The 25,083-nt window shown below is 68.9% G+C and carries 21 protein-coding genes; 10 read left to right on the forward strand and 11 right to left on the reverse strand.

From position 1 onward, the window contains the following. Nucleotides 1-16: 16 nt before the first annotated feature. Nucleotides 17-226, forward strand: coding sequence for a hypothetical protein (locus NNZ72_RS13685; protein ID WP_257315869.1), 210 nt, complete (start codon nucleotides 17-19; stop codon nucleotides 224-226). Between the two features lie 187 nt (nucleotides 227-413). Here NNZ72_RS13685 and NNZ72_RS13690 read toward each other — a convergent pair whose 3' ends face one another. The 7 genes from NNZ72_RS13690 to NNZ72_RS13720 form a co-directional block, all read right to left on the reverse strand. Then, a complete protein-coding gene (locus tag NNZ72_RS13690) occupies nucleotides 414-1,907 on the reverse strand; it encodes an ABC transporter permease (protein ID WP_257315870.1) in 1,494 nt (497 codons plus the stop codon). Next, entirely contained in the window at nucleotides 1,904-2,752 is an 849-nt protein-coding gene (locus NNZ72_RS13695; RefSeq protein ID WP_257315871.1) for an ATP-binding cassette domain-containing protein, read from the reverse strand. The genes NNZ72_RS13690 and NNZ72_RS13695 overlap by 4 nt, the downstream gene beginning before the upstream one ends. A 4-nt stretch (nucleotides 2,753-2,756) precedes the next feature. Beyond that, nucleotides 2,757-3,725, reverse strand: a complete 969-nt coding sequence (locus tag NNZ72_RS13700) for an ABC transporter substrate-binding protein (protein ID WP_257315872.1) — start codon at nucleotides 3,723-3,725, stop codon at nucleotides 2,757-2,759. A 38-nt stretch (nucleotides 3,726-3,763) separates the two neighbouring features. Next, nucleotides 3,764-5,113 carry an NtaA/DmoA family FMN-dependent monooxygenase gene (locus tag NNZ72_RS13705; protein WP_257315873.1) on the reverse strand — a complete coding sequence of 450 codons (1,350 nt, stop codon included), beginning with the start codon at nucleotides 5,111-5,113 and terminating at the stop codon, nucleotides 3,764-3,766. Nucleotides 5,114-5,251: 138 nt separating this feature from the next. Continuing rightward, entirely contained in the window at nucleotides 5,252-6,316 is a 1,065-nt protein-coding gene (locus NNZ72_RS13710; RefSeq protein WP_257315874.1) for an amino acid ABC transporter permease, read from the reverse strand. Next, nucleotides 6,313-7,497, reverse strand: coding sequence for an amino acid ABC transporter permease (locus tag NNZ72_RS13715; protein ID WP_257315875.1), 1,185 nt, complete (start codon nucleotides 7,495-7,497; stop codon nucleotides 6,313-6,315). The genes NNZ72_RS13710 and NNZ72_RS13715 overlap by 4 nt, the downstream gene beginning before the upstream one ends. 14 nt (nucleotides 7,498-7,511) lie before the next feature. Beyond that, entirely contained in the window at nucleotides 7,512-8,543 is a 1,032-nt protein-coding gene (locus NNZ72_RS13720) for an amino acid ABC transporter substrate-binding protein (RefSeq protein WP_257315876.1), read from the reverse strand. 339 nt (nucleotides 8,544-8,882) lie between these two features. Between NNZ72_RS13720 and NNZ72_RS13725 the strand changes: the two genes are divergently transcribed. Then, on the forward strand, nucleotides 8,883-10,253 hold the full coding sequence (locus NNZ72_RS13725) for an aminotransferase (protein ID WP_257315877.1): 1,371 nt from the start codon (nucleotides 8,883-8,885) through the stop codon (nucleotides 10,251-10,253). 95 nt (nucleotides 10,254-10,348) lie between these two features. Further along, nucleotides 10,349-11,722 (forward strand): glutamine synthetase family protein, encoded by a 1,374-nt coding sequence (locus NNZ72_RS13730; RefSeq protein WP_257315878.1) that lies wholly within the window; start codon nucleotides 10,349-10,351, stop codon nucleotides 11,720-11,722. A 26-nt stretch (nucleotides 11,723-11,748) separates the two neighbouring features. Here NNZ72_RS13730 and NNZ72_RS13735 read toward each other — a convergent pair whose 3' ends face one another. Next, a complete protein-coding gene (locus tag NNZ72_RS13735) occupies nucleotides 11,749-12,828 on the reverse strand; it encodes a DmpA family aminopeptidase (protein ID WP_257315879.1) in 1,080 nt (359 codons plus the stop codon). A 138-nt stretch (nucleotides 12,829-12,966) separates the two neighbouring features. On the opposite strand from NNZ72_RS13735, the gene NNZ72_RS13740 reads away from it, so the two are divergent. The 7 genes from NNZ72_RS13740 (at nucleotide 12,967) to NNZ72_RS13770 (ending at nucleotide 20,429) form a co-directional block, all read left to right on the forward strand. Continuing rightward, on the forward strand, nucleotides 12,967-14,070 hold the full coding sequence (locus NNZ72_RS13740; protein ID WP_257315880.1) for an ABC transporter ATP-binding protein: 1,104 nt from the start codon (nucleotides 12,967-12,969) through the stop codon (nucleotides 14,068-14,070). A gap of 1 nt (nucleotide 14,071) precedes the next feature. Beyond that, entirely contained in the window at nucleotides 14,072-14,977 is a 906-nt protein-coding gene (locus NNZ72_RS13745) for an ABC transporter permease (protein ID WP_257315881.1), read from the forward strand. Further along, complete coding sequence (locus tag NNZ72_RS13750) at nucleotides 14,977-15,819, forward strand: ABC transporter permease (protein WP_257315882.1); 843 nt, start codon at nucleotides 14,977-14,979, stop codon at nucleotides 15,817-15,819. Before NNZ72_RS13745 ends, NNZ72_RS13750 begins: the two co-directional genes overlap by 1 nt. A 24-nt stretch (nucleotides 15,820-15,843) precedes the next feature. After that, on the forward strand, nucleotides 15,844-16,878 hold the full coding sequence (locus tag NNZ72_RS13755; RefSeq protein WP_257315883.1) for an ABC transporter substrate-binding protein: 1,035 nt from the start codon (nucleotides 15,844-15,846) through the stop codon (nucleotides 16,876-16,878). Between the two features lie 61 nt (nucleotides 16,879-16,939). Further along, nucleotides 16,940-17,266, forward strand: a complete 327-nt coding sequence (locus NNZ72_RS13760) for a N,N-dimethylformamidase alpha subunit family protein (protein WP_257315884.1) — start codon at nucleotides 16,940-16,942, stop codon at nucleotides 17,264-17,266. A 12-nt stretch (nucleotides 17,267-17,278) separates the two neighbouring features. Further along, nucleotides 17,279-19,522 carry a N,N-dimethylformamidase beta subunit family domain-containing protein gene (locus tag NNZ72_RS13765; RefSeq protein ID WP_257315885.1) on the forward strand — a complete coding sequence of 748 codons (2,244 nt, stop codon included), beginning with the start codon at nucleotides 17,279-17,281 and terminating at the stop codon, nucleotides 19,520-19,522. Nucleotides 19,523-19,550: 28 nt separating this feature from the next. Continuing rightward, nucleotides 19,551-20,429, forward strand: coding sequence for a GntR family transcriptional regulator (locus NNZ72_RS13770; RefSeq protein WP_257315886.1), 879 nt, complete (start codon nucleotides 19,551-19,553; stop codon nucleotides 20,427-20,429). 106 nt (nucleotides 20,430-20,535) lie between these two features. Here NNZ72_RS13770 and NNZ72_RS13775 read toward each other — a convergent pair whose 3' ends face one another. The 3 genes from NNZ72_RS13775 to NNZ72_RS13785 all read right to left on the reverse strand — a co-directional run bounded on the left by NNZ72_RS13775 (nucleotide 20,536) and on the right by NNZ72_RS13785 (nucleotide 25,063). Then, nucleotides 20,536-21,477, reverse strand: a complete 942-nt coding sequence (locus tag NNZ72_RS13775; protein ID WP_257315887.1) for an ABC transporter permease — start codon at nucleotides 21,475-21,477, stop codon at nucleotides 20,536-20,538. Further along, nucleotides 21,470-23,950, reverse strand: a complete 2,481-nt coding sequence (locus NNZ72_RS13780) for an ATP-binding cassette domain-containing protein (RefSeq protein ID WP_257315888.1) — start codon at nucleotides 23,948-23,950, stop codon at nucleotides 21,470-21,472. The genes NNZ72_RS13775 and NNZ72_RS13780 overlap by 8 nt, the downstream gene beginning before the upstream one ends. 72 nt (nucleotides 23,951-24,022) lie before the next feature. Continuing rightward, a complete protein-coding gene (locus tag NNZ72_RS13785) occupies nucleotides 24,023-25,063 on the reverse strand; it encodes an ABC transporter substrate-binding protein (protein WP_257315889.1) in 1,041 nt (346 codons plus the stop codon). Nucleotides 25,064-25,083: the final 20 nt, after the last annotated feature.

Genomic DNA, 25,083 nt, shown 5'->3' on the forward strand with positions numbered 1-25,083 from the left:
GCTCGGCCGGCGCACGATGGACGCGCTGCTCTCGAAGGAGATACAGATCGCGCTCCTCGAAAACACCGTCCGCCGCCCGAGCCGCAACGACATCGTGGTGAGCGACCACGTAGCCCTGCCGGCCCTCGACGCGATCAACATCTTCGCGACGGACGAGGCGGAAGCGGCGGCGCAGCGCGAGGCGTTTCTCGGCTGCTGGCAGGCCTATCTGCAGGCCGCCGACTGAAGGACCCTGCCAAAGACGGATGCCGTCCGGTGCGGTCGTGCCGGGCGGCCGCCCTCAGGCCCGGCGGTGTCTGGGCGTGACGCCGTAGGTCTTCTCGAAGGCCGTCGTGAAGCTGGAGGGATCGCGGTATCCGGCGAGATAGGCGGCCCGGGCGTGATGCAGGCGCTGCTCCGTCCGGAGCCGCCCGTCAGGGCGACTGCCGGCCCTGGACGATGCGGTCGAGGACGATCGCGCAGAGCAGGATGGCGAGGCCGGCGAGGAGACCCTGGCCCTGCGCGGCATATTGCAGGGCGTGCAGCACGTCCTCGCCGAGGCCCTTGGCGCCGATCAGGGCGGCGATCACCACCATGGACAGGCACATGAGGATCGTCTGGCTGACGCCGGCCATGATCGAGGGCGCAGCCGTCGGCAGGTCGATCCTGAAGAGGATGAAGGTGCGCGACGCGCCGAAGGCGACCGCTGCCTCCCGCACGGCGGCGGGAACCGAGGCGATGCCGAGCGCCGTCAGCCGCACGACCGGCGGAATGCCGAAGATGACGGTCGCGATGATGCCGGACGGCTTGCCGATGCCGAACAGCGCGATCACCGGGATCAGATAGACGAAGGCGGGCATGGTCTGCATGAAGTCGAGCAGCGGACGCATGACCGCCGCGACCCGCCGGTTGTAGCCGCACAGCACGCCGAGCGGGATGCCGATCGCTACGGAGATCAGCGCCGCCGTGCCGAGGAGGGCGACGGTCTGCATGCTCTTTTCCCAGTAGCCGAGGATGGCGAGATAGCTGACGGCGACGAAGGTCAGCAGGAAGACCCGGAAGCCGGCGAGCTGCCAGGCGAGGGCGAGGATCACGGCCATGACGACGGGCCAGGGCGTGCCGGTGAGGATGCCCTCCATCAGGCCGAGCATGGCGTCGATCGCCGCTGTGAGGCGGCCGGCCACGGGCGACGCCGCGCCGCTGACGGCGGCGACGCCCGCATTCAGCCGGGCGGCGGCGGCCGAGTTCCAGGCGGGATCGCTCGGAACGGCGTCGAACAGCGTGCGGTCGGCGAAGTGGAGGAAGACGATCGGGACGAAGACGGCAAGCAGGCCGGCGGCGCCGGCGGCGTGCAGCAGGCTGAAGCCGGCCTTGCCGGCGTCGCCTTCCAGCCGCCATTCGCGGAAGCGGCGCTCGGCAATATGGTCGGCGAGACCGCCGGCGGCAAGGCGCGCCAGGAGGAGCAGGCCGCCGCCGATGGCGACGATCAGCGAGGCGCCGGACCTCGCGTCCTCCGCCGCCTGCCGTGCATCCTTTGCCGCCTGCTCCAGTGCTGCGGCGGAGCGCGTCAGGGACTTGGCCATGGCGGAGCCGGGATCCGCATCGTTCGCGGTCCTCGCCTCGGCGAGGCGCGTGGCGGCAAGGGTCGCGAGGCGGTCGGCGCGGGCGCCCTGTTCTCCGCTCGCTCCGCCCGAAAGCGCGAAGGCGATGAGCACGGCGGCGAGCAGGTCGGCGACGAGGACGGGCCAGAAGGCCGACCACAGGCGGCGCCCGCCGAACCAGACAGGCCCGAACAGGGCGGCGGCGACATTGAACGAGGGCACGTAGCCGCGCCGCTCGCCGATTCGCCGGAAGGCCCTGCGGTAGTAGGAGCCGTTGATGCCGGCGAAGCGCGAAACGGCCTCGTCCCAGGCGCTGTGGTCGCTCATGCGAAGGCCCTGACTCTGGCGGAAGGCTGTGCGTCGCACGCGGGGAGGCGGGCGTTGCGGACAAAGCGGCGGACGTAATCGTCCGCCGGGCGGCTCGCCAGGGCCTCGGCCGTGCCCGTCTGCACGATGCGGCCGGCGCGCATGAGGACGACGCGGTCGGCGATGCGGAAGGCCTCGTCGACGTCGTGGGTGACGAAGACGGTCGTCTTGCCGAGCTCGCGCGACAGCGCCATGAACTGGGTCTGCAGGTCGTGGCGGATCAGCGGATCGAGCGCGCTGAACGGCTCGTCCATCAGCAGGATGTCGGGATCGGCGGCAAGCGCCCGGGCAAGGCCGACGCGCTGCTGCATGCCGCCGGAAAGCGCGCCCACCCGCCGGTCGCCGAGGCCGTCCAGCCCGACGCGGGCGAGGAGCTCGTCCGCCCGGTCCTCGCGCTTCGTGCGCGCGACGCCGCGGATCTCGAGCGGCAGGGCGACGTTGTCGCGCACGGAGAGATGGGCGACGAGCGCATGCGACTGGAACACCATGCCAATGCGCCGCGAGCGCAGCTCGCGCAGCGCCTTCGGCCCGAGCGAGAGGATGTCGCCGCCGTCGATCCGCACCCGACCGGCGCTCGGTTCGAGCAGCCGGTTGACGAGGCGCACGAGCGTCGACTTGCCGCTGCCGGAAAGACCCATCAGGCAGACGAGCTCTCCCTTCCCGACGGAAAGGCTGGCGCCGGCCACGCCGACGACCGCGCGCAGGCGCTTGAGGACGGCTTCGTCGGGCGCGTCGCGGCGGGCTTCCCGGAGGATCGCCCGCTCGTCCGCGCCGAAAACCTTCCAGACGTCCTCGAGCTCGATCACGGGATCAGTTCCCGAGCCAGCCGGCGACGACGTCCGGATTGGCGGCGAGCCATTCCCGGGCCGCATCGTCCGGCGCCTTGCCCTCGACGGCGATCGCGAAGGCGAGCCTGCTGACGGCGTCGGTCGTGAACGTCACCTTCTCCAGGATCGCGGCCACCTCCGGCGCGCTCTCGGCGAGCGACCTCGAATAGGCGATGTGGATCTCGGCATCCTTGTAGGCCGACTTGATCGAGGATTTCTCCAGCCAGTTCGGATCGGACGGCTCGACGAAGGTCCAGTTCGCGGCGTCGTGCGCCGGCTCCTCCAGGACCGCGAGCTCGTAGCGGGCGAAATTCTGGTGCGGGCCGTAGCAATAGCCGATCCAGCCGGTGCCGGCCTTCACGGCGGCGTCGAGGTCGGCGGTCGCGACCGCCTCGTCCGTCGTCTGCAGCTCGAAGAAGTCGGCGAAGCCGTAGTCGCGGGCGCGCACCGTCTCGATGTTGGTGGAGAGCCAGCCGGCGGCGCCGATCCAGATGCGGCCCTTGCCCTTGCCGTCGGCCGAGAAGACGGCGGCCTTCGCCGGGTCGGAGAGGTCGAAGACGGAACGGATGTCGTGCTTGTCGGCGGTCGCCTTCGTGGTGCAGTAGCCCTGCGTGCCGGCGTAGGAATTGGCGGCGAGCTTCACCTTGCCGCCTTCGCCGGCATACTGGCCGACGAGCGCCTGCTGGTTCGGCAGCCAGACGTCGGTCCAGATGTCGATCTCGCCGGCATTGCGGTTGAGCGCTTCCCAGATGACCGGCACGGAGCCGGCCTTCACGGCCTGGACCTCCTTGCCGAGCTGATCTTCGAGCAGCGCCTTCACGACATAGGCGGTACCCTGCGCGGTGGCGTAGCCGGGATCAGCGACGGTGATGGGAGCGGCCTGCGCGAGCGCTGGCCAGAGCGTGGCGAGCGCGGCGGAGGTTGCGAGAAGGGCTTTGACGGCGGTGAGCATCGTTGCGTCCGTTCGTTTCGGGGTTGGTGTCTTGGATGTCAGGCGCGGCTGCGGACCCGCGACGGTCCGTTGCGCGCGAGGGCGGGCAGGCCGAGCCGCTCGCGCAGTGAGCCGTTCTCCGGGCCGGGGTCGAGAAGGCCGCGCGCACGCAGCAGCGGGACGACGCCGGCGATGAAGTCGTCCTGGCCCTGCGGGAACGTAGGCGGCAGCAGCATGAAGCCGTCGGCGGCGCCGCTTGCCGTCCAGTCCTCGATCTGGCCGGCGATCTCCTCCGGCGTGCCGACGACCTGCCAGTGGCCGCGGGCGCCGGCGATGCGACGGGCAAGCGCGCCGACGGATAGGCCTTCCTTGCGGGCGAGGTCGACGAGCAGCGACTGGCGGCTGCGGATGGAGTTCGAGACCGGCAGGTCGGGAAGGGGGCCGTCGATGTCGACGCCGGAAAGGTCGACGTCGCCGAGATAGGTCTCCAGCAGCGAGAGCGCGACGTCCGGCTGGATCAGGCTCTGCAGCTCCGCATACTTGTCCTCCGCCTCGCTCCTGGTGGCGCCGATGACGGGGAAGATGCCGGGCAGGACCAGCACGTCGTCGGCGCTCCTGCCGTCGACGGCGCGGCGCTTGCGGATGTCCTGGCGGAAGCCGCGGGCCGACACGATGTCGGTCTGCGCGGTGAAGACGACGTCGGCCGTCCGGGCGGCGAGCGCCTTGCCGGCGTCGGAGGAGCCAGCCTGGACGAGCAGCGGCCGGCCCTGACGGGACGGAATGACGTTGAGCGGCCCCCGGCTGCGGAAATACCGCCCTTCGTGGTCGACGCGCGTCACGGCATCCGCCTCGAAGAAGACGCCGCTCTCCTTGTCGCGCACGAGACGCTCGGGGGTCCAGCTTCCCCAGAGCGCGAGCACGGCGTCGACGAACTCGTCGGCGCGCGCATAGCGGGCGGCATGGCCGAAATCCGGTCCGGGATTGAAGTTGTCGCTCTCCTGCTGCAGCGACGAGGTCACGATGTTCCAGCCGATGCGGCCGTTGCTGATGAGGTCGAGCGACGCGAGCAGGCGGGCGAGATTGTAGGGCTCGTTGAAGGTGGTGGAGGCGGTCGCCACGACGCCGATCGTCTGTGTCGCGGTCGCCACGGCGGCGGCGAGGGTGAGCGCCTCGAAGCCGTGCGACCACTCGTCGATGCGGCGAAGGGCCTCCGGCCGGCTCTTCGGCACGCCGAGGCGATCGGAGATGAAGGCGATCTGGAACCCCGCCGCCTCGGCGGCGCGCGCCGCGCGAATGTAGTGGCCGACGTCGACATTGGCATCGACCTGGGTGGCGGGATGCCGCCAGGCGGCGACGTGGTGGCCGCTGGGATAGAGGATGGTGCCGAGAACGATTTTGCGCGGGGACATGGGCGTGGACTTCAAAGGAGGAATTTCCTCCCGAAAATACGGGAATCCGCGGGGCGTACGAGAAATTTCTATTTAATTTATATATTGCATGAGAAATGGAAATCCGGCATCGCCGCCGCTTCCCTCCGGCGGTTGCGGTCATGCCGTGCGCGGGCACGTCCTGCCGCCGGCGAGCTTCCCTTCGAGCCACTGGCTGTAGCGCGAGGCGCCGAAGCAGATGACGAAGTAGACCGCCGCCACGACGAGATAGGCCTCGTTGTAGAAGCCGAGCCAGTTCGGGTCGGCCGCCGAGGCGCGGGCGGCGTTGAGCAGGTCGAAGATGCCGATGACGGCGAGCAGCGAGGTGGCGAGCAGGAAGCCGATCGCGAGGTTCACCATGCCGGGGATGACGATCCGCAACGCCTGCGGCAGGACGACGAGCCGCTGCGTGCGCCAGTAGCCGAGGCCCAGCGCCGTCGCCGCCTCCGACTGGCCGGGGGGGATGGCCTGGAGGCCGGCGCGGATCACCTCGGCGATATAGGCGGCCCAGAACAGCGTCACCATGACGATGGCGCGCAGCATCTTGTCGACGGAGAGGCTGTCGGGCAGGGCCATCGGCAGGATCAGCATGGCGACGTAGAGGATGCCGACCATCGGCGTGCCGCGCATGAGCTCGATGTAGAGGACGGAGAAGGTGCGCAGGCCGCCGAGCGTCGAGCGGCGGGCGAGCGCCAGGAGCACGGCAATCGGCGTCGCCGCGGCGAAGCAGACGGCCCAGACGAAGAGCGTCACCGGCAGGCCGCCCCACTGGTTCGAGGGGATCGGCGTCGCCGTGAAGGCGCCCTGCATCAGAAGCCAGCAGGCAAGGATCGTCAGCGGCCAGGCGACAAGCAGCGGACGGCCCCAGAGGCGCGGCAGGGCGCTCGCGACGAGGATCGCCGCCAGCAGCAGGATGACGAGGGCCGGGCGCCACTGCAGGCCCGGCGGATAGAAGGCGAACAGGATGAAGCGCAGCTTGGCGGCGACGAAGGCCCAGCAGGCGCCCGCGCGCGTGCAGGCGGCCGCATCGCCGCCGAAGGTGGCGTCGAGCACCGCCCAGCGGACGAGCGGCGGCACGACCTGCGAGAGCAGCAGGACCGTCGCCACGGTGACGAGCGTGTTGGCGCGCGTGCCGAACAGCCCGCTGCGCAGCGTCGTAAGGATGCGGGAGAGGGCGGCGGTCATCGCACGGTTCCCCTGAGGGCGACGCGGTTGTTGTAGGTGTTCATCAGCGCCGAGAGCGCGAGGTTGATCGCGAGGAACGTGCCGATCAGGATGATCAGCGCCTCCATCGACTGGCCGGTCGTGTTGGCGGTCGTGTTGACGATGCTGACGAGGTCGGGAAAGCCGATGGCGACGGCGAGGCTCGAATCCTTGGTGAGGTCGAGATAGCTCGACGTCGTCAGCGGCGTGATGACGCGCAGCGCCTGCGGCAGCACGACGAGACGGATGATCTGGCCGTCGTGCAGGCCAAGCGCGCGCGCCGCCTCCCATTGCCCGGTGCCGACCGACTGGATGCCGGCGCGCACGATCTCGGCGATGAGGGCGGCGAACTTCACGGTGAGGCCGGTGAGCAGCGCCGCGAATTCCGGCGAGAGGTTGAGGCCGCCGCGGATGTTGAAGCCGGAGAGCGCCGGGGCCTCGGCGGCCGGCCGCGCGCCGGAGGCGAGGAGGAACAGCAGGACGGCGACGAGCGGCAGGGCGAATGCGGCGATGCCGGAACGCGGCGTCAGCCGGCCGGCAAGGCGCAGCGAGAGGGCAAGGACAATGCCGGCGACGGCGGCGAGCGCCAGCGCGGCGGGAAGGCCGAGCGGGCCGCCCTCCAGCGACAGTGCCGGCAGGTAGACGCCGCGATTGGTGAGGAACACCGTGCCGAACAGCGCGGAGGCCTGGCGCGGCGCGGGCAGGGCCTTGGCGAGCGACATCCAGAAGAACAGCTGGAGGAGCAGCGGCGTGTTGCGGGTGATCTCGATGAACCAGCGCACCAGACCGGACAGCAGCAGGTTGCGCGACAGGCCGGCGACGCCAACGGCGACGCCGCAGACCGTCGCGAGGACGCAGCCGATGAGCGAGACCTTCAGCGTGTTGAGGAGGCCTGCGAGGATCGCCCGGAAATAGCTGTCGCCGGCGCGGAAGGCGATCGGGCTCTCGCCGATCTCGAAATTGGCCGAGCCCGAGAGGAACCCGAAGCCCGGCAGGATGCCGACGCGCGCCATGGTCTGGAACACGTTCCCGACGAACAGCGCGCCGACGAGGGCGACGAGCGCCAGAAAGGCGAGCTGGCCGATCGGCCAGCCGCCCAACCAGGCACGGATCCTGTCGAGGATGCCGGGCCGCGGCGGGCCCGGCAGGACGGTCAGGAGCATGCTCGCGTCCGACATCAGCGGAAGGGCGGCGAGTAGAGCAGGCCGCCGTCGGTCCACAGGCTGTTGTAGCCGCGTTCCCAGCCGAGCGGCTTCAGGTGGCGCTCGAAGATCTCGCCGTAATTGCCGACGGTCTTTATGATATTGTAGGCCCACTTGGGATCGAGGCCGAGGTCGTTGCCGAAGGACGGGTCGACGCCGAGGAAGCGCTGGATGGCCGGGTCCTCCGATTTCAGGAACTCGTCGACATTGGCGGAGGTGATGCCCCATTCCTCGGCCTGGATGGTGGCGTTCACCGTCCAGTTGACGAGCTCCAGCCAGCGGTCGTCGCCGCCGGCGATCGCCGGCGCGAGCGGCTCCTTGGAGAGGCGCTCGGGCAGGAGCACGTAGTCGTCGGGGTTCTTGAGCTGCGTGCGCTTGCCGACGAGGTCGGAGGAGTCCTGCGTGATGGCGTCGACGCGGCCGGATTCGAGCGCGTCGATGAACTGCCCCGTGTCCTCGATGGTGACCGGCGTGAAGGTCTTGCCCGTCTTGCGGAAGAAGTCGGCGACGTTGAGCTCGCCCGTCGTGCCGCTCTGCGCGCCGATCGTCGCGCCGTCGAGGTCGGCCGCCTTGGCGACGCCGAGGTCCTTGCGCACGAGGATGCCCTGGCCGTCGTAGAAGATCGTCGGGCCGAAGTGGAAGCCGAGCTTGAAGGCGCGGGTGGCGGTGACCGTCACGCCCGAGAGCAGGATGTCGAACTCGCCGCTCTGGAGCGCCGGCAGGCGCTGCTGCGGCGAGGAGGAGGTGAACTCCACCTTGTCCGGCGTGCCGAAGACGGCGATCGACAGCGCGCGGCCGAAGTCGATGAAGAAGCCCTGCCATTCGCCGTTGCTGTCGGGGGCGAAGAAGCCGGGCGTCGTGCCGACGCCGACCTTGATGGCGCCGCGCTGGTTGATCTTGTCCAGCGTCGGGCCGGCATGGGCGATGCCCGAAAGAACGGTCGTCGCGAGGAAGGCTGCCGCCGCGGCCGTCTGGATGGCCCGCCGGAAGGTCTTTTGCACTATCATGTTGAAACGTCCCCATTTTCAAAAAAGTCTAAACTTCCGTCGCACCCAGCTTTCCGCCGGGCTGGAAGGTATTTTTATATTATCCATAAAATTAGTAGATTTAAGGAACCGGCATCCAAATTTCCGCGGATCGGAAGGAAATTGCTTCCTCGAAGGCGGACATTTCGCGACGGCGCGCCCCAAGCGAACCCCGCGCCGGGGAGTGCTAGACGACCGGCGAAAGGACGTCTGCGGCCTTCATCCGGAACCGGAAAAGAAACGGCTTCCTCCCGCTTGACCAAAAGGCGGCGGCGTGTGAATGTCTTTTCAGACCTAAAAAAACATTGAGGGGCTCGTCCGATGAACGAACACGCCAAGAATTCCTGGGAGCAGCGCGACATGCAGAGCGTCTTCCACGGCTTCACCGATCTGGAAACGCTCAACCGCAACGGCCCGGTGGTGCTCACCCACGGCGAGGGCATCCACGTCTTCGACGTGCACGGCAAAAGCTACATGGACGCCAATTCCGGGCTCTGGAACAACGTGGCCGGCTTCAACCACCAGGGGCTCATCGATGCGATCTGCGATCAGGCGCGCCGGTTCCCCGGATACCACGCCTTCTTCGGCCGCATCGCCGACACGACCGTCGCGCTGTCGGAGAAACTGATCCGGCTCTCGCCCTTCGAGGGCGGCAAGGTCTACTACACCAACTCCGGTTCGGAGGCGAACGACACGGTCGTCAAGATGCTGTGGATGCTGCACCGCCGCAACGGCCAGCCGCAGCGCCGCAAGATCATCACCCGCGTCAACGCCTATCACGGCGTGACGGTCGCCACCGCCTCGATGACCGGCAAGGCCTACAATGCCGAGTTCGGCCTGCCGCTGCCGGGCTTCCTGCACGCCGACTGCCCGCACTACTGGCGTTACGCCAGGCCGGGCGAAAGCGAGCGCGAATTCTCCGAGCGCCTGGCGCGCAACCTCGAGGAGATGATCATCAAGGAAGGGCCGGACACGATCGCCGGCATGTTCTGCGAGCCGGTGCAGGGCGCGGGCGGCGTCATCCCGCCCTCGGAGGGCTATTTCCAGGCGATCCGGCCGATCCTGCGCAAATACGGCATTCCGCTGATCGCCGACGAGGTGATCACCGGCTTCGGCCGCACCGGCGAGATGTGGGGCAGCGTGAAATACGACCTCCAGCCCGACGCCATCGTCGCGTCCAAATGCATCACGGCGGGCTATTTCCCGATGGGGGCGATCATTCTCGGCCAGGAGCTCGCCGATGCGCTGACGCGCGCGTCCGCGGCGGCCGAGGAGTTCCCGCACGGCTTCACCGCCGGCGGCAATCCGCTCGGCAGCGCGGTCGCGCTGAAGGCGCTGGAGGTGATCGAGACGGAGGGGCTGCTGGAGAACGTGCGCCGGGTCAGCCCGCGCTTCCTCGACGGGCTGAACCGTCTCGCCCGGCACAAGCATGCGGGCGAGGCGCGCGGCGTCGGCCTGATGGGAGCCGTCGAGCTGGTCGCCGACAAGGCCACCAAGGCGCCGCTGGACGGCCGGCTGCAGATCCCCGAGCGCATTGCCAACAAGGCGCTGGAGAAGGGGCTGATCTGCCGTCCGCTCGGCCAGGCGATCGTCCTCGGCCCGCCCTTCATCATCACCGAGGCGCAGATCGACACGATGTTCGACATCCTCGAGGAGACGATGGCGGACGTCTTCGCCGACGTGGGCCTCTGACCCCCGGTCGAATTTCCGGATCGATTTGCGAGATCGTTTCCCCCGGCGGGTCGCCCGCCGGGGCGAGTACAGGCGTCAACAGGCGGAGGGTCCGGATGCCGGGTCAAAAACTGAATCTCTCCTCGGTGGAGGAGGTGCGGGCGTTCGTTCGCGAGAAGAGCCCCAGGCACGTGAAGGTCGGCGTCTTCGACGTCGACGGCGTCCTGCGCGGCAAGTTCATCGCACGCGACAAGTTCCTGTCGGCGCTCGACGACGGCTACGGCTTCTGCAATGCCCTGCTCGGCTGGGACGTCGCCGACACGCTCTACGACAATTCGCACTATACCGGCTGGCACACCGGCTATCCGGACGCCAGCCTGCGCATCATCCCCGAAAGCGGGATGATCCTGCCCTTCCGCAACGAGACCGTCTTCTTCGCCAGCGAGTTCGCCGGCACGGCGGAGGCGATCTGCCCGCGCGGCGTGCTGCGGCGGGTGCTGCGGCGCGCGGCCGACATGGGCTTCTCCGTCCGGGCGGCCATGGAGTTCGAGTTCTTCATGTTCCGGGAGACGCCGGACACGCTGGAGGAGAAGGGGTTCCGCGACCTCCAGACGCTGTCGCACGGCAGCTTCAGCTATTCGGTGCTGCGCTCGCTGGTGCAGGAGGACCTCTATCAGGACATCCTCGACACGTTCGAATCCATCGGCATCGCGCTGGAGGGCCTGCATGCGGAGACGGGGCCGGGCGTGGTCGAGACCGCGATCGCCGTGGACGACGCGCTCGCCATGGCGGACAAGGCCTCGCTCTTCAAGGCGTTCATGAAGATCCTGGCGCAGCAGCGCGGCCTGATGGCGACCTTCATGGCCAAGTGGAACGAGACGCTCTCGGGCCAGAGCGGGCACACCCACATGTCGCTCTGGTCGCGCGACGGGCGGCCGCTCTTCCACGACGCGTCCGACGGCCACGGGATGAGCCGGACGATGCGCCATTTCCTCGGCGGGCAGCTTGCCCATCTGCGCGAGTTTTCCGCGCTGGTCGCGCCGAACGTCAACAGCTACGCGCGGCTCACGCCCGGCTACTGGGCACCGACCGCGGCGACCTGGGGCATCGACAACCGCACCGTCGGCATCCGCGTCATCCCGGGCTCGGCGCGGTCGCAGCGGCTCGAATACCGCGTGCCGGGCTCCGACGTGAACCCCTACCTGTCGATGGCCGCGGCCGTCGGCTCGGGGCTTCTCGGCATCGAGGGCGAGATCGATCCCGGGCCGCCGTCGACGGGCAACGCCTATGCGCAGGAGCCGCCCGAGAACCGGCGCATGCCCGGCAGCCTCGAGACGGCCGCCGTGCTCCTGTCGCAGTCGGCGGCGGCGAGGGAGCTGTTCGGCGAGGACTTCGTGCGCCATTTCGCCGATTCCCGCCTGTTCGAGGCCCGCCAGTTCGCGCGCGCCGTGACCGACTGGGAACTGCGCCGCTACTTCGAGATCCTGTGAGGACCGCCCGGCCGGCGGGCGGACCGTCAGTCGCTCTTGCCCGCGCGGCGCAGCATCCCGGTCACCAGGCCCGCGTCGAGAGCCCTGCACACCCGCCCCGGCGGCTTCAGCGTCGTCATGTCCTCGGCCGCGAGCATGGCGTTGAGGATCGCCTCGTCGGTCGCCTCGACCACCGCCTCGTAGGCGGGGTCCAGGATCTCGTCGTTGAGATGCGAAAGGGTCTGCAGGGGCGCGTCGAGCTGCGGCAGCGGGCGGGCATTGGCGGTGCTGAAGGCGAGGAAGATGTCGCCGGAACTGTTGCCGCCCGGCGTGCCCGAGCGGCCGATGCCGATCGCCCCGCGCCGCGCCAGCCGGTCGAGCTGGTCCGGGCGCAGCGGCGCGTCCGTCGCGACGACGACGATGATCGAGCCCTGCTCGCGCTCCAGGAGACGGTCGCCGGTCAGCTGCCGGCCGACGGGCTCGCCCAGCACGGTCAGCCAATCGCGGCGGCCGTGGTTCGCCTGCACCAGCACGCCGATCGTGTATTCGCGGCCGGCGAGCGCCACCAGCCGCGAGGCGGTGCCGGTCCCGCCCTTGAATTCGTAGCAGATCATGCCCGTCCCGCCGCCGGCATTGCCCTCGGCGACCGGCCCGGCCTTGGCGCCGTCCAGCGCGGCCAGCACGTGCTCCTCGCGCAGGTGCTGGCCGTTAATGTCGTTCAGCACGCCGTCATAGGTCTCGGCGACCACCGGCATCGCCCAGAGATGATGCTCGCGGAAGGCCTGCGCATAATGCGCGATCATCCACTTCACCGCCGCGTGATGGGCGATGCCGACGCCGTGGGTGTTGGTGATGCAGATCGGGCCGAAGAAATAGCCGGCGTCGCGGATCCAGTGCGCGCCGGTCATCTCGCCGTTGCCGTTGAGCGCATGGATGCCGGCATGGACGATCCGCGGCTCGCGGGCATGGCCGAGGGGAAGGATCGCGGTCACGCCCGTGCGGACCCGGCCCTCCGGCTCGTTCAGCGTCGTCGTGCCGACCAGCACGCCCTTGACGTCGGTGATCGCATTGCCCGGACCGGGGCGGCCCTGCAGCTTCCAGCCCAGTTTTCGTGCACCTCTGCTCATCGTCTGCTCACTCCTGCGGGTTGGGGCGATCCGGCGTCACTTTCTGTGCCTGAAGCGAAGAATGTGTTTGTCGGAACGGTCAAAGTATGTTTTTTTATATTCACAAAAACAAACAAATTATACCCCAGAGGGAAACGAATGGGCTTTTTGCAGATTGCCTCTGCGCACAAGGCGTATCACACGCCCGAGGGCGCGCAGGTTCGCGCGCTGGACGACGTGACGATCGACGTCAGGAACAACGAGTTCCTGACGCTTCTCGGCCCCTCCGGCTGCGGCAAGACCACGCTCCTCAAGTGCATAGCAGGATTCGAGGATCTCGACGGAGGAGACCTGCTCCTGGAGGGCCGCAGCCTCAAGGGCGTGCCGGCGCACCGCCGCCCCTTCAACACGGTCTTCCAGAACTACGCGCTGTTTCCCCACATGACGATCGCCCAGAACATCGGCTACGGGCTCGACGTGGCCGGGGTGCGCAAGCCCGAGCGCGACCGGCGCGTCGGCGAGGCGCTGGAGATGGTCGGCCTTTCGGGGTTCGACAGCCGCCGCCCCGCCCAGCTTTCCGGCGGGCAGCAGCAGCGCGTGGCGCTCGCCCGCTCGCTGGTGCTGAAGCCGCGCGTCCTGCTGCTCGACGAGCCGCTCTCGGCGCTCGACCGCAAGATGCGCGAGACGATGCAGATCGAATTGAAGAACCTGCAGCATTCCGTCGGCATCACCTTCATCTTCGTGACCCACGACCAGGAGGAGGCGCTGGCCATGTCGGACCGGATCGCCGTCCTGTCGAACGGCAGGCTGCAGCAGATCGGCCGCTCGACCGAGGTCTACGACACGCCGGCCAACGAATTCGTGGCGAATTTCGTCGGCACCTCGAACCTTTTCACGGGCCGGGTGACGGAGCGCAACGACCGGCTGCTGACGATCGAGACGGCCAACGGCCGCAGGCTCGCCGCCCGCAGCGACGGTTTCGCCGTCGGCGACGGCGTGACGCTGGTCCTGCGGCCCGAGCATCTGCGCATCGCCGAACCGGGCGAGGGCGGGGCGGGCTGTACGATCGAGGGCACGGTCAAGGACGCCGTTTTCGTCGGCTCCATCGTCCATGTCCATGTCGACGTGGGCTTCGGGCGGACGGCGATCCTGCACCACCGCCACGAGCGGGCCGGCGCCAGCGCCGCCGTCGCGCCCGGTGCTTCCGTCCGCATCGCCTATTCCCCCGAATCGGTGCATCTCATCGCCGCCGCGGGAGGTTGAGATGATCGCCGGCGACACCGTCCGATCCCGCAGGCGGCGCGCGCTGCTCCTGCTCCTGGCGCCGGTCACGCTGCTGCTCGGCGTCTTCTTCCTGGTGCCGCTCGGCATCATGGTCGTCTACAGCGTCCTCGAGCCCGGCCTCTACGGCGGCGTCGAGTGGACCTGGTATCCGTTCAACTACGGGCGCATCCTCGGCTGGCCGCTCAACGACTACGAGGAGTTCGACCCGATCTATCTGTCGATCTTCCTCGGCTCGCTGAAGATCGCCTGCCTCACGGTGCTGTTCTCGCTGCTGATCTGCTATCCGGCGGCCTTCTGGGTCAGCAGGATGGGCGAGCGGCGCAAGAACTTCGTGCTCTTCCTGATCACCCTGCCGTTCTTCGCCAATCTCCTGGTCCGCATCTATGCCTGGCTGCTGCTATTGCGCCCGACCGGCTTCATAAACACCCTGCTGCAGGGCCTCGGGCTGATCGCCCAGCCGCTGGACATGCTGTTCACCAGCTTCGCGGTCGTCCTGGGCATGGTCTACATCTTCACGCCCTTCATGTTCCTGCCGATCTACGCGAACGTGGAGAAGCTCGACTATTCGCTGGTGCGCGCCTCGCAGGACCTCGGCGCGACGCCGCTGCAGACGTTCCTGCGCGTCATCCTGCCGCTGACGGCGCCGGGCATCGTCGGCGGGTCGATCATCGTCTTCATCCCGGCGCTCGGCAACTTCATCGTGCCCGCCTTCCTCGGCGGCTCCAAGGTGCAGATGACCGGCAACCTGATCGAGCGGTCCTTCCTCCAGTCGCGCGACTGGCCGTTCGGGGCGGCGCTGGCGCTGCTGATCATGGCCTCCGTCGTGCTGGTCCTGATGATCCAGCTGACGCGAGCGGCGCGCACGCAGACGAAAGGGGCAGTCTGATGTTCAGGGGCTTCAAGACTTTCCGGCTGTGGCCGACGCTGTTCAACGCCTACGGCTTCCTGTTCCTCGCCTTCCTCTATCTGCCGCTCGGGCTGATCCTGCTCTATTCCTTCAACGCCAATCCCATCAACATGGCGGTGTGGACCGGCTTCACGCTGGACTGGTATGCGACGATCTTCGGCGGCGCCGGCGTCAAGGGCTCGTTCGACGCCGCCTTCACCGAGGCGCCCGAACGCATCTTCGCGGTGGTGAAGAACAGCTTCCTCGTGGCAGTCTCGGCGGCGACGATCTCGACCGTCATCGGCACCGTCACGGCCATCGCGCTGGCGCGCTACAGGTTCGTCGGCAAGCGCTTCTATCAGGCGCTGCTGATCCTGCCGATGCTCGTGCCGGACATCGTCCTCGGCATCGCCCTGCTGGTGTTCTTCGTCGGCGCCGGGTTCCAGCTGAGCCTGCTCACCATCATCATCGGCCACGTGACGTTTCTCTCGAGCTACGTCTTCGTCGTGGTGTCGACGCGGCTCGCCGGCATGGACACCACGCTGGAGCAGGCCTCGGCCGACCTCGGGGCGGGACCCCTGACGACGTTCCGCAGGGTGACCCTGCCGCAGATCATGCCGGGCGTCGTCGGCGGGTTCCTGCTTGCCTTCATCATCTCGCTCGACGACGTGGTGATCACCTATTTCATCGCCGGCGTCGGCTCGCAGACCCTGCCGCTGTTCATCCTGGCAATGATGCGCCGCGGCCTCCGGCCGCAGATCACCGCGCTCGCGGTCCTGATCATCCTGTTTTCTTTCGTCGTGGCGACCGTCGGTCTGCTGCTGCGCAACCGCAAGCCTTGAAAACCAAGAAGGGGAGTACGTGACATGAAGGGAATGCTCGGTCGGATCGTGGGCATGGCGTCGGTGCTGGCGCTGTCGGCGAACATGGCGGCGGCGGAAGGAAAGCTCAGCCTCTACAACTGGGGCGAATACATCAATCCGGAAATCGTCGACGAGTTCAGCAAGGAATACGGCGTCGAGGTGACGCTGGACACCTATTCCACCAACGAGGAGATGCTGGCGCGCATCCAGGCCGGGGCGTCCGGCTACGACCTCGTCTGGCCCTCCGTGCACATGCACGACATCATGCAGCAGCTCGGGCTGCTGCAGCCGGCCAATCCCAACCAGATGCCGGGCTGGGAGAACATCGACAAGGCGGCGCTACGCTCGCACGAGGACCCGAACGGCGACTACTGCCTGCCCTATGCCTGGGGCGCCGTCGGCGTGCTCTACAACAAGACGCTGATCCCCGAGCTGACGTCCTGGAAGCAGTTCTTCGAATACGCCAAGGCCAATCCCGGCAAGGTGACCATGCTCGACGACCTGCGCGAGACGCTCGGCGTCGGGCTGATCATGACCGGGGCCTCCGTCAATTCGCGCGACCCCGACGAGGTGGCGAAGGCCGAGGCCTACATCATGGAGCAGAAGCCGAACATCGGCGCGTTCCGCTACGACGTGATCCCGCTGGTCACCGCGGGCGACGTCGCGGCCGGCCACTACTATGTCGGCGGGGTGCTGAACGTGCTGCAGAACCCGGAGCTCCTCGGCTTCGTCATCCCGGAGGAGGGCGCCACCATGTACCAGGAGGACGTCTGCCTCCTGGCCAATGCGCCGAACCCGGACAATGCCAAGCTGTTCCTGCAGTTCCTGATGCGGCCGGAGGTCGCCGCGAGGAATTCCGAGCGGCTGACCAACGGCGTCGTCAACACCGCCGCGGTGGATCTTCTGCCGGACGCGCTGAAGTCCAACCCCTCGATCAATCCGACGGCGGAGGTCCGCGCCAAGCTGCAGATCTTCGAGGACCTCGGCAAGGACCTGCGGCTCTATACCCGCGCCTGGGACCGCATCAAGACCAACTGACCTCATGAAGAGCTGCCGGGGTGCGCGGCGCGCGCCCCGGCCCCTTTTGCCGGAGCATGCCATGAGCCGTTACCAGATCGACGCCAGCGACCTGCCGTTCGCGCGCGAATTCCTCGCCTCTCCCATCGGCTACCACAGCCCCGGCCTGCAGCGCGTCCTGAACCGGATGCGCGGGGCCGACTGGGCGTTCAAGTACGTCCTGGTGGTGGAGGAGCGCCACGCCCGCTGGCGGCTCGGCAGGCTGCCGGCCAGGCGCGGCTCCGCCGTCGAGATCGTCGAGGGCGTCGTCTACACCGATCTCCTGGAGGCCGAGCGCGACATCTTCCGCCGCCGCTGGCGGGACCTGACCGGCCAGGACCTCGACATCGCCCTCAACAGCGCCGCATAGGACGGAATTCAGATGCTGCCGATCGTTGCCTATACCGACAAGCTGACCGTCGCGGCCGGCGAGACCCTCTCCGTCATGGCGAGCTCCTTCGGCGCGCGCCAATACCGCGCCGACCTGCGCCGCATCATCCAGGGGGACACCAACCCCGAGGGACCGGGCTACAGGGACGAGGCCGTCGCGCTGGACCTGGGCGGCAGCCGCCCCGCCGTCGCCAAGGGCTTTTATCCCGGCTCCTGCGTCATCGTTCCGGGCCGCGGGATGCTGGCCGATCTCGAGGACTTCACCCTCGCCGCCGCCGTGCGCCCGACGCTGCTCGGCGAGCGCGAGCGCACCGTCATGGCGCTGCCGGGGTTCGCCCGCATCGGCATCGAGGCCGACGGCCGCGTCTTCGCGGAGGCGCTCGGCCGGCGGCTGGTTTCCGGGGGCCGGATCGCGACGGGCACATGGCACGTCCTCTCGCTCACCTATTCGGCCGCGCAGGAGCGCCTTTCCCTCGCGGTCTCGACCGACGACGACGCGGCGAGCGAGGACGTGCGCCCGCGGATCGTCACGGCCGAGGCGGCTCCGGCGGGCTACGGCGCCGACGAGGTGCTGATCGCCGCGACGCGCGGCGCCGACGGGCGGCCGGCCGGCTTCTTCGACGGCAAGATCGACCGTCCGGCGCTCTTCGACGCGGCGATCCCGCACGACGCGCTGCGCCGCCTCCTCGCCGATTTCGCGCAGCTGTCGCGCATGCGCAGCCTGCGCGCTGCCTGGGACTTCTCGCAGCGCATGACGACGCAGACGATCTGCGACATATCGCCGTTCCAGCTGCACGGCCGCATCCACAACGCCCCGGCGCGGGCGATGACGGGCTGGCTGTGGAAGGGGCAGGAGCTGGACTGGAAGAAGCGCCCCGACCTCTATTCCGCGATCCATTTCCACGCGACGGACGTCTACGACACGGGATGGGAGGTCGACTTCACCTTCACGCTGCCCGACGAGCTGAAGAGCGGCGTCTATGCCGTGCGGCTGGTGCCGGACGGAAACGAGGACACCGCCTATTACTGCGTCTTCGCGCTGCGCCCGCCGCGCGACCGGCCGTCCGGCAACACCGTGGCCTTCCTGTTTCCCACCTGCAGCTATCTCGCCTATGCCAACCACCGCCTGGGCATGGACGTCCCGGGCACGGAGATCGGCATGGGGCGCGCGGTCGAGCTCGACCGCCACCACATGTTCCTGCAGGCCAATCCCGGCATCGGCCTTTCGGTCTACGAGGTCCACGACGACGAGAGCGGCGTCTTCCACAGCTCGCGCCTGAGGCCGATCGTCGATCTCCAGCCGAAGGTGAAATCCTTCCTCGGCGGCTTCGGCTCGAACGTCTGGCAGTTCAACGCCGACACGCACATCCTCGGCTGGCTGGACGCGATCGGCCAGGACTACGACGTCATCACCGACGAGGACCTGCACGCCGAGGGCATGCGGCTCCTCGGCCGCTACCGCGTCGTCATCACCGGCACTCATCCGGAATACCACACCCGCAACATGATCGAGGCGCTCCAGGGCTTCACCGACCGCGGCGGGCGGCTCATGTATCTCGGGGGAAACGGCTTCTACTGGGTCGTCAGCTTCAACGACGACATGCCCGGCATCATGGAATGCCGCCGCTCCGAGGCGGGCATCCGCCCGTGGGAGCCGGGGCACGGGCAGTTCTACCACGCCTTCACCGGCGAGTACGGCGGCCTGTGGCGGCGCAACGGCCGGCCGCCGAACCATCTGTGCGGCGTCGGCATGACCTCGCAGGGCTTCGACGTCTGCGAGCCCTACGTGCTCTCCCCGGCCGCGCGCGACGCCCGCGCCGCCTTCGTCTTCGAGGGGCTGACGCCCGGCGCGAAGATCGGCGATTTCGGGCTTGCCGGCGGCGGGGCGGCGGGACTGGAGGTCGATCGCGCCGATCCGGCCCAGGGCACGCCCGCCCATGCGCTAGTCCTCGCCTCCTCGACGCGCCACACCGACATCTACCTCATGACGCCCGAGGACCTGCTCGACCCGACGCCCGACTGGTCGGGCACCCAGGCCGACATCATCCGCGCCGACCTGACCTTCTTCGAGACGGCCGGCGGCGGCGCCGTCTTCTCGACGGGCTCGATCGCCTGGGCCGGCTCCATGGCGTGGAACGGCTATGACAACGAGATCGCACGCATTACAAGGAATGTGTTGCGGCGGTTCGACGATCCCGAGGCCTTCCGGATGCCGGAGGCGGGAGAGGAGGGCTGATTTTCCGCAGGATGGACAAGGATTCCCGGTGGACTCGAAAACGGATCTGCAGCTGAGGCTCGTGCGGCAACTGCTGGAAATGATCGTCGATGGCGTGCTGCAGCCCGGGGCCCATCTGCGGGAGGTCGAGCTTGCGCAGACCTTCGGCGTCTCCCGCACGCCGCTGCGGGCGGCGCTCGCGCAGCTTTCCGCCCTCGGCGCGGCGGAGAAGGGAGAGGGGCGGGGGCTCTATGTCGGCGCGAACGCCGCCACGGCCGAGCGCCTGCTGGCCGGCTTGCCGCAGGAGGACGAGGAGCAGGTCAAGGAGCGCATCGCCCGCGACTGGTTCGAGGGGCTGATCCCCCGCGAAGTGTCCGAGAGCTTCTTCCGATCGCGCTACGGGCTCGGCAAGATGACCCTCTCGCGCGTCCTCGCGATGCTGTCGGACGAGGGCGTCATCTCGCGCATGCCGGGCTACGGCTGGCAGTTCGAGCCGACGCTGAACTCCCAGGCCGCCAACGACGCGAGCTACGATTTCCGCCTCCTAATCGAGCCGGGCGCGATCCTGCAGGCCTCGTTCAGCTACGACAGGGCGGCCGCCGCGGTGATCCGCAGCCGCCACGAGCGCGTCCTGCACGCGCAGACGCTGAAGCTCTCCGAGCTCTTCCGCCTCGACGAGGACTTCCACCTCTTCATCGCCGAGTGTTCCCGCAACACGTTCGTCGTCCAGGCCGTCGCCCAGCAGAACCGGCTCCGGCGCCTGCTGGAATACGAATCCCTGATCGACTCGGGCCGCCTCAACGCCTCGTGCATGGAGCATCTGTCGATCCTCGACGCGCTGGACGCCGGCGAACGCGACCGGGCGGCGGCGGCGATGGAGAGGCACCTGCTCAACGCGAAGGCCGCCCCGCCGGCGTTCAAGCGGTAACCCCGCCATCTCGCGCCATCCGGTCGGCGGCCCCGCCGCCGCAGGGCGGCGAGGGGCCTATCCGAAGATGTGACGGCGGCGGCGCCTCGGACTGCCTGCCGCGCCCCTATCGCAGCCTGCCGCCCGCACCCGCGACGGAGAGGACGGCGATGATGACCACGCCCTGCAGGATGTCCTGGATGCCGTGGGGCAGGCCGGCGATCTGCAGGGTGGTGACGATCATGACGAGGAGGATGCCGCCGTAGAGCGTGCCCATCGCCGTCGCGCTGCCGCCGGCGATCAGGGTGCCGCCGAGCACGACGGCGCCGACGGATTGCAGGAGATAGGGCGTCCCCATCTCCAGGAAGGCGCCGGCGGCGTAGCCGGAGAGCAGCATGCCGGTCGCCGCCGAGAGGATCGCGCTGACGACGAAGGTCGAGGCGACGATGCGGCCGGTGCGGATGCCGGTGAGGCGGGCCGCCTCGGCGCTCTGGCCGAGCGCCAGCAGCTTGCGCCCGTAGGCGGTGTAGCCGAGGAGCAGGCCGGTCGCGGCCGTGACGGCGACGGCGACGAAGAAGATCAGCGGGAAGCCGCCGATCCTGCCCGTCGCCACCCAGGCGAGGAGCGGCGGCGTTCCCATACGGGTGACCATGGCGTTCACCATCAGCGTCAGCGAGGCGAGGATGTAGCCGGTCGCGAGCGTGGCGATCATCGCCGGGATGCGCAGGAGGACGACCAGCCCGGCATTGACGAGGCCTGTCGCGAGCGCCGTGCAGAGCACGGCGGCGAGTGCGGCCGGCAGGCCGGCATTGGTCCCGCCCGAGACGACGACGCAGACATAGGCGCTGAGCGTCACCGTGCTCGGGATCGACAGGTCGATGTTGCCGCGGCCGGTGGTGATCACCAGCATCTGGCCGAGTGCGGGGAAGATCAGGAAGGAGGCCGAGGTCGCCACGCCCGTCAGGCTGTAGATGCTGAACCGTTCGGTCAGCATCACGAGGGCCGCCCACAGGAGGAGGACGCCGGCGAGCGGCAGGATCCAGCGGCGCTCGGTGATGGAATCAAGCATCGTTCTTCCTCCGGATGAGAAACGCCTGGAAGCCGAGGATCAGGATGAGCAGGCCGCCCTGCACGGCGGCGTTGAAGTCGGTGCTGACGCCGAGGGCGGCGAGCAGCGCGCCGATGAGCGAGAGCGTCACCGCGCCGGCGACGACGCCGGCCGGGGCGATCATGCCGCCGAGGAGCTGGCAGCCGCCCATCACCACCGCGGCGATGCTGAGCAGCGTGAAGGACGAGCTGGCATTGATGTCGCTCGCATTGTTGGTGGCCGTCACGTAGAGCCCGGCCGCCATGGCGAAGACGCAGGCGACGAGGTAGCGGCAGACGGCATAGCGCACGGGCGACCAGCCGGCGCGGGCGAGTGCGGCCGCATTGGCCCCGAAGCCGCGCAGGATCGTGCCCGTCGCCGAGCCGTCGATCAGGATCGCCGCGATGCCGGCAAGGAGGATGAGGACGAGCGGCGTCGGCAGGCCGGGGATGCTCCAGGAAAATAGCGCCGCCAGCCATTCCGGGCTGCTGCCGCCGGGCGAGGCCTGCAGCGTCTGCCCCGTGCCGATCCAGATGAAGGAGGCGCCGAGCGTCACGACGATCGCCGGGATGGCGCGGGCCTGGATGAGGACGCCGATCAGCGCATAGCCCGCGAGGCCCGCGACGAGCGCCGCCGCGCCGAGCAGCGGGCTTGCGACCAGGAGCGTCGCGCTGATCACGTTGACGAGGCCGGTGAAGGCGCCGACGCCGAGGTCGATCTCGCTGCCGCCGACGACGAACATCTGCGCGAGCGCGATCAGCACCAGCGGCACGGCCGGCGCCAGAAGCAGTTCCAGGCCGAAGGAGGAGGCGACCAGCGGGTTCTGGATCGACATGGCGAGGAAGACGGCGACGAGGCTTGCGAAGGGGATGGCCTTCATGATCGCCGGGCCGATCCGCCGCGCCGGCGGGGGTCCGGCATCCGCCGCGCCGCCCGCTGCGGTCTGCTCGGCGAAGGACGAGGCGACGATCGCGTCCTCGTCGATCTCGGCCCCGCCCAGCTCGCGGATGATGCGGCCCTTCGAGAAGACGAGGACGCGGTCGCATTCGAGGAATTCGAGGTCCTCCGTCGAGTACCAGATCACCAGCCGGCCGGATTGCGCGACGTCCTCCACCAGGCGGTAGAAGTCGCGCTTGGCGGCGATGTCGACGCCGCGCGTCGGGTCGTCGAGCAGCAGCACGTCGAAATCGTCCGCAAGCGCGCGGGCGACGAGCGCCTTCTGCTGGTTGCCGCCGCTGAGCTCCAGGATCTTCGAGCCGAAGCGGCTCTCGTCGAGGCGCAGGCGGCCGGCGAGCGAGGCGGCATGCGGCCGCTCGGCGGAATCGCGCACCGGCGCGAAGGGGCCGCGCGCGGCGATCCTGCCGATGGAGATGTTCTGGAGGACGGTCCAGAGCGGGAAGACGCCCTCGTTCGGGCGGTCGCCGGAGATGTAGCGCACCCGGCAGCCGGGCTTCAGGCCGCTCGCCTCCGGCCGGGAGAAGAGCGCGCGGAGCACGGCGCGCTGGCCGTTGCCCTCCAGGCCGGCGAGGCCGACGATCTCGCCGCGCCGCAGCCTCGGCGGGTCGATGCCGGCGGCGGTCCGTTTTCCGTCGAGCGTCGCGAGGATCTCGCCCTCGGCGGCCGTGCCCGTCCGCGCCTGCCGCTCGGGCCGGTCGCCGGCGCCGGGGCCGCCCATCGCCTCCACCATGTCGGGGACGGATGCCTTGGCCGCGCGCTCCTGCCAGACGATGCGGCCGTTGCGCATGGCGACGATGCGGTCCGAGACGTCGAGCACCTCCGCCAGCTTGTGACTGATGAAGATGGTGGCGAGCCCTTCCGCCGCCCGGCGGCGCACGTAGGCGCGCAGCTGCGCGCTGCGCTCGCTGCCGAGCGAGGAGGTCGGCTCGTCGAGGATGAGGAGGCGCAGCGCCGGATCGCTCGCCACGCGGGCGATCTCGACCATCTGCCGCTCCGACAGGCTGAGATCGGCGACGAGGGCGCGCGTGGAGATGCGTGCGCCCGGGAAGATCGCCTCGATGCTCTCGCGCGCCAGCGTATGATAGGCGCCGCGCCACAGGGGTCCGCGGCCCGCGAGCTCCGGGCGCTCGACGTAGAAATTGTCGGCGACGCTGAGGTTGGCGCAGAGCGACAGCTCCTGCCAGACGATGCGGATGCCCTGCCTCTGCGCGGTGCGCGCCGAGAAGGCATCGGGATCGAGCGCGGCGCCGTCCCAGTGCAGCGAGCCCTCGTCCGGCCGCGTCACGCCGCAGACGATGCGCATCAGCGTGCTCTTGCCGGCACCGTTGGCGCCGATCAGGCCGACGATCTCGCCGGGCGCGATGTCGAGCGAAAGGTCGTCGTTGGCGCGGGTGCTGCCATAGGTCTTGCCGATGCCCCGCAGCGACAGGAAGGCGGGTTTCTCGCCGTCCGGCCTGAAGCCGTCCGTGTCCTGCGGGAGGGCGGTGTTCGCTTGCATGGCATGTCCTTTCAAGTCGCAAGACGTCCCGCCGCCGCTTCCGCGACGGCGGGACCTCCATTGCTGCACGGCCTATTGCGCAGCCTTGACGAGATTCTCGTTCACCCATTCCTGGCTGAAGCTGGGGCTGATGATAAGACCCGGCTTCAGGTCCTTCGCCATTTCGGCGAGATTGCTCTCGTCGACGGTGGCGACCGGCATGGTCATCTCCTTGGCCGGCGTCGCGCCCTTGACGATCTCGTAGGCCAGCCAGAAGGCTGCGCCGCCGATGCCGGGCGTCGTGTTCATCGAGGTGGTCTTGTAGCCCTTTTCGGCCTGCTCGGCCCACCAGATGACGAAGTCGGAGGAGCCGCCGCCCTCGATGACCGGCAGCTTCTCGGCATAGGGCCCGCCCGCCTGGACGAAGGCCTGGGCGATGCCATAGTCGTCGCTGCCGCCTTGGCCGAGGACCGCGTCGACCTGCGGCAGGCTCGGCAAGACGTTGGCGATCGCCGCCTGGGCGACGGAGGCCGTCGCCTGGCCGAACACCTCGGCGACGATCTTCACGTCCGGATTGGCGTCGAGCACGGCTTTCTGGGCGCTGTACATCAGGTTGTCGGGGCCGGAGCCCTTGACGCCGCGCACGACGATGACGTTGCCCTTGTTGCCGATCAGCTCCAGCGTCTTCTTCGCCTGCTCCGTCTTGTAGCCGGTGAAGTCGAACGACAGCTTGTAGGCGCAATCGGCCGTCAGCAGCGAATCGAAGGCGATGATCTTGATGCCGGCCGCGCAGGCCTTCTCGGCAAGGCCGTTCAGCGCCGTCTCCGAGGCGGCGTTGATGGCGATGGCATCGACGCCGCGCAGGATGAGCTCCGCCATCTGGCTGTTCTGCTGGTTGACGCTGCCGTCGCCGTTGAGGACGACGAAGTCGGCGATCTTGCCCTCGGCCTTGGCCTTCTCCGCCTCGGCGGTGAAGGCGTCGACCATCTGGCGGCGCCAGGTGTTGCCGTAGAAGGAGTTCGACAGCGCGATCACCGGCTGGTCCGGCGAGGCGACGGCCGCCTGGGGCGCCAGCGCGAGCATCGAAATCGATGCCAGCCAGGCGAAGGTGAAGTTGCGACGTGATGTGGACATGGAGACCTCCCGTTCCTGTT

The organism is Shinella pollutisoli, from assembly GCF_024609765.1.
Classification (GTDB): Bacteria; Pseudomonadota; Alphaproteobacteria; order Rhizobiales; family Rhizobiaceae; genus Shinella; species Shinella pollutisoli.

Bases quoted from the DNA above. Each gene is read 5' to 3' on its own strand.
- NNZ72_RS13685 (WP_257315869.1), top strand. From the start codon at position 17: ATGGACGCGCTGCTCTCGAAGGAGATACAGATCGCGCTCCTCGAAAAC.
- NNZ72_RS13690 (WP_257315870.1), bottom strand. From the start codon at position 1,907: ATGAGCGACCACAGCGCCTGGGACGAGGCCGTTTCGCGCTTCGCCGGC.
- NNZ72_RS13700 (WP_257315872.1), bottom strand. From the start codon at position 3,725: ATGCTCACCGCCGTCAAAGCCCTTCTCGCAACCTCCGCCGCGCTCGCC.
- NNZ72_RS13705 (WP_257315873.1), bottom strand. From the start codon at position 5,113: ATGTCCCCGCGCAAAATCGTTCTCGGCACCATCCTCTATCCCAGCGGC.
- NNZ72_RS13710 (WP_257315874.1), bottom strand. From the start codon at position 6,316: ATGACCGCCGCCCTCTCCCGCATCCTTACGACGCTGCGCAGCGGGCTG.
- NNZ72_RS13715 (WP_257315875.1), bottom strand. From the start codon at position 7,497: ATGCTCCTGACCGTCCTGCCGGGCCCGCCGCGGCCCGGCATCCTCGAC.
- NNZ72_RS13720 (WP_257315876.1), bottom strand. From the start codon at position 8,543: ATGATAGTGCAAAAGACCTTCCGGCGGGCCATCCAGACGGCCGCGGCG.
- NNZ72_RS13725 (WP_257315877.1), top strand. From the start codon at position 8,883: ATGAACGAACACGCCAAGAATTCCTGGGAGCAGCGCGACATGCAGAGC.
- NNZ72_RS13730 (WP_257315878.1), top strand. From the start codon at position 10,349: ATGCCGGGTCAAAAACTGAATCTCTCCTCGGTGGAGGAGGTGCGGGCG.
- NNZ72_RS13735 (WP_257315879.1), bottom strand. From the start codon at position 12,828: ATGAGCAGAGGTGCACGAAAACTGGGCTGGAAGCTGCAGGGCCGCCCC.
- NNZ72_RS13740 (WP_257315880.1), top strand. From the start codon at position 12,967: ATGGGCTTTTTGCAGATTGCCTCTGCGCACAAGGCGTATCACACGCCC.
- NNZ72_RS13745 (WP_257315881.1), top strand. From the start codon at position 14,072: ATGATCGCCGGCGACACCGTCCGATCCCGCAGGCGGCGCGCGCTGCTC.
- NNZ72_RS13750 (WP_257315882.1), top strand. From the start codon at position 14,977: ATGTTCAGGGGCTTCAAGACTTTCCGGCTGTGGCCGACGCTGTTCAAC.
- NNZ72_RS13755 (WP_257315883.1), top strand. From the start codon at position 15,844: ATGAAGGGAATGCTCGGTCGGATCGTGGGCATGGCGTCGGTGCTGGCG.
- NNZ72_RS13760 (WP_257315884.1), top strand. From the start codon at position 16,940: ATGAGCCGTTACCAGATCGACGCCAGCGACCTGCCGTTCGCGCGCGAA.
- NNZ72_RS13765 (WP_257315885.1), top strand. From the start codon at position 17,279: ATGCTGCCGATCGTTGCCTATACCGACAAGCTGACCGTCGCGGCCGGC.
- NNZ72_RS13775 (WP_257315887.1), bottom strand. From the start codon at position 21,477: ATGCTTGATTCCATCACCGAGCGCCGCTGGATCCTGCCGCTCGCCGGC.
- NNZ72_RS13780 (WP_257315888.1), bottom strand. From the start codon at position 23,950: ATGCAAGCGAACACCGCCCTCCCGCAGGACACGGACGGCTTCAGGCCG.
- NNZ72_RS13785 (WP_257315889.1), bottom strand. From the start codon at position 25,063: ATGTCCACATCACGTCGCAACTTCACCTTCGCCTGGCTGGCATCGATT.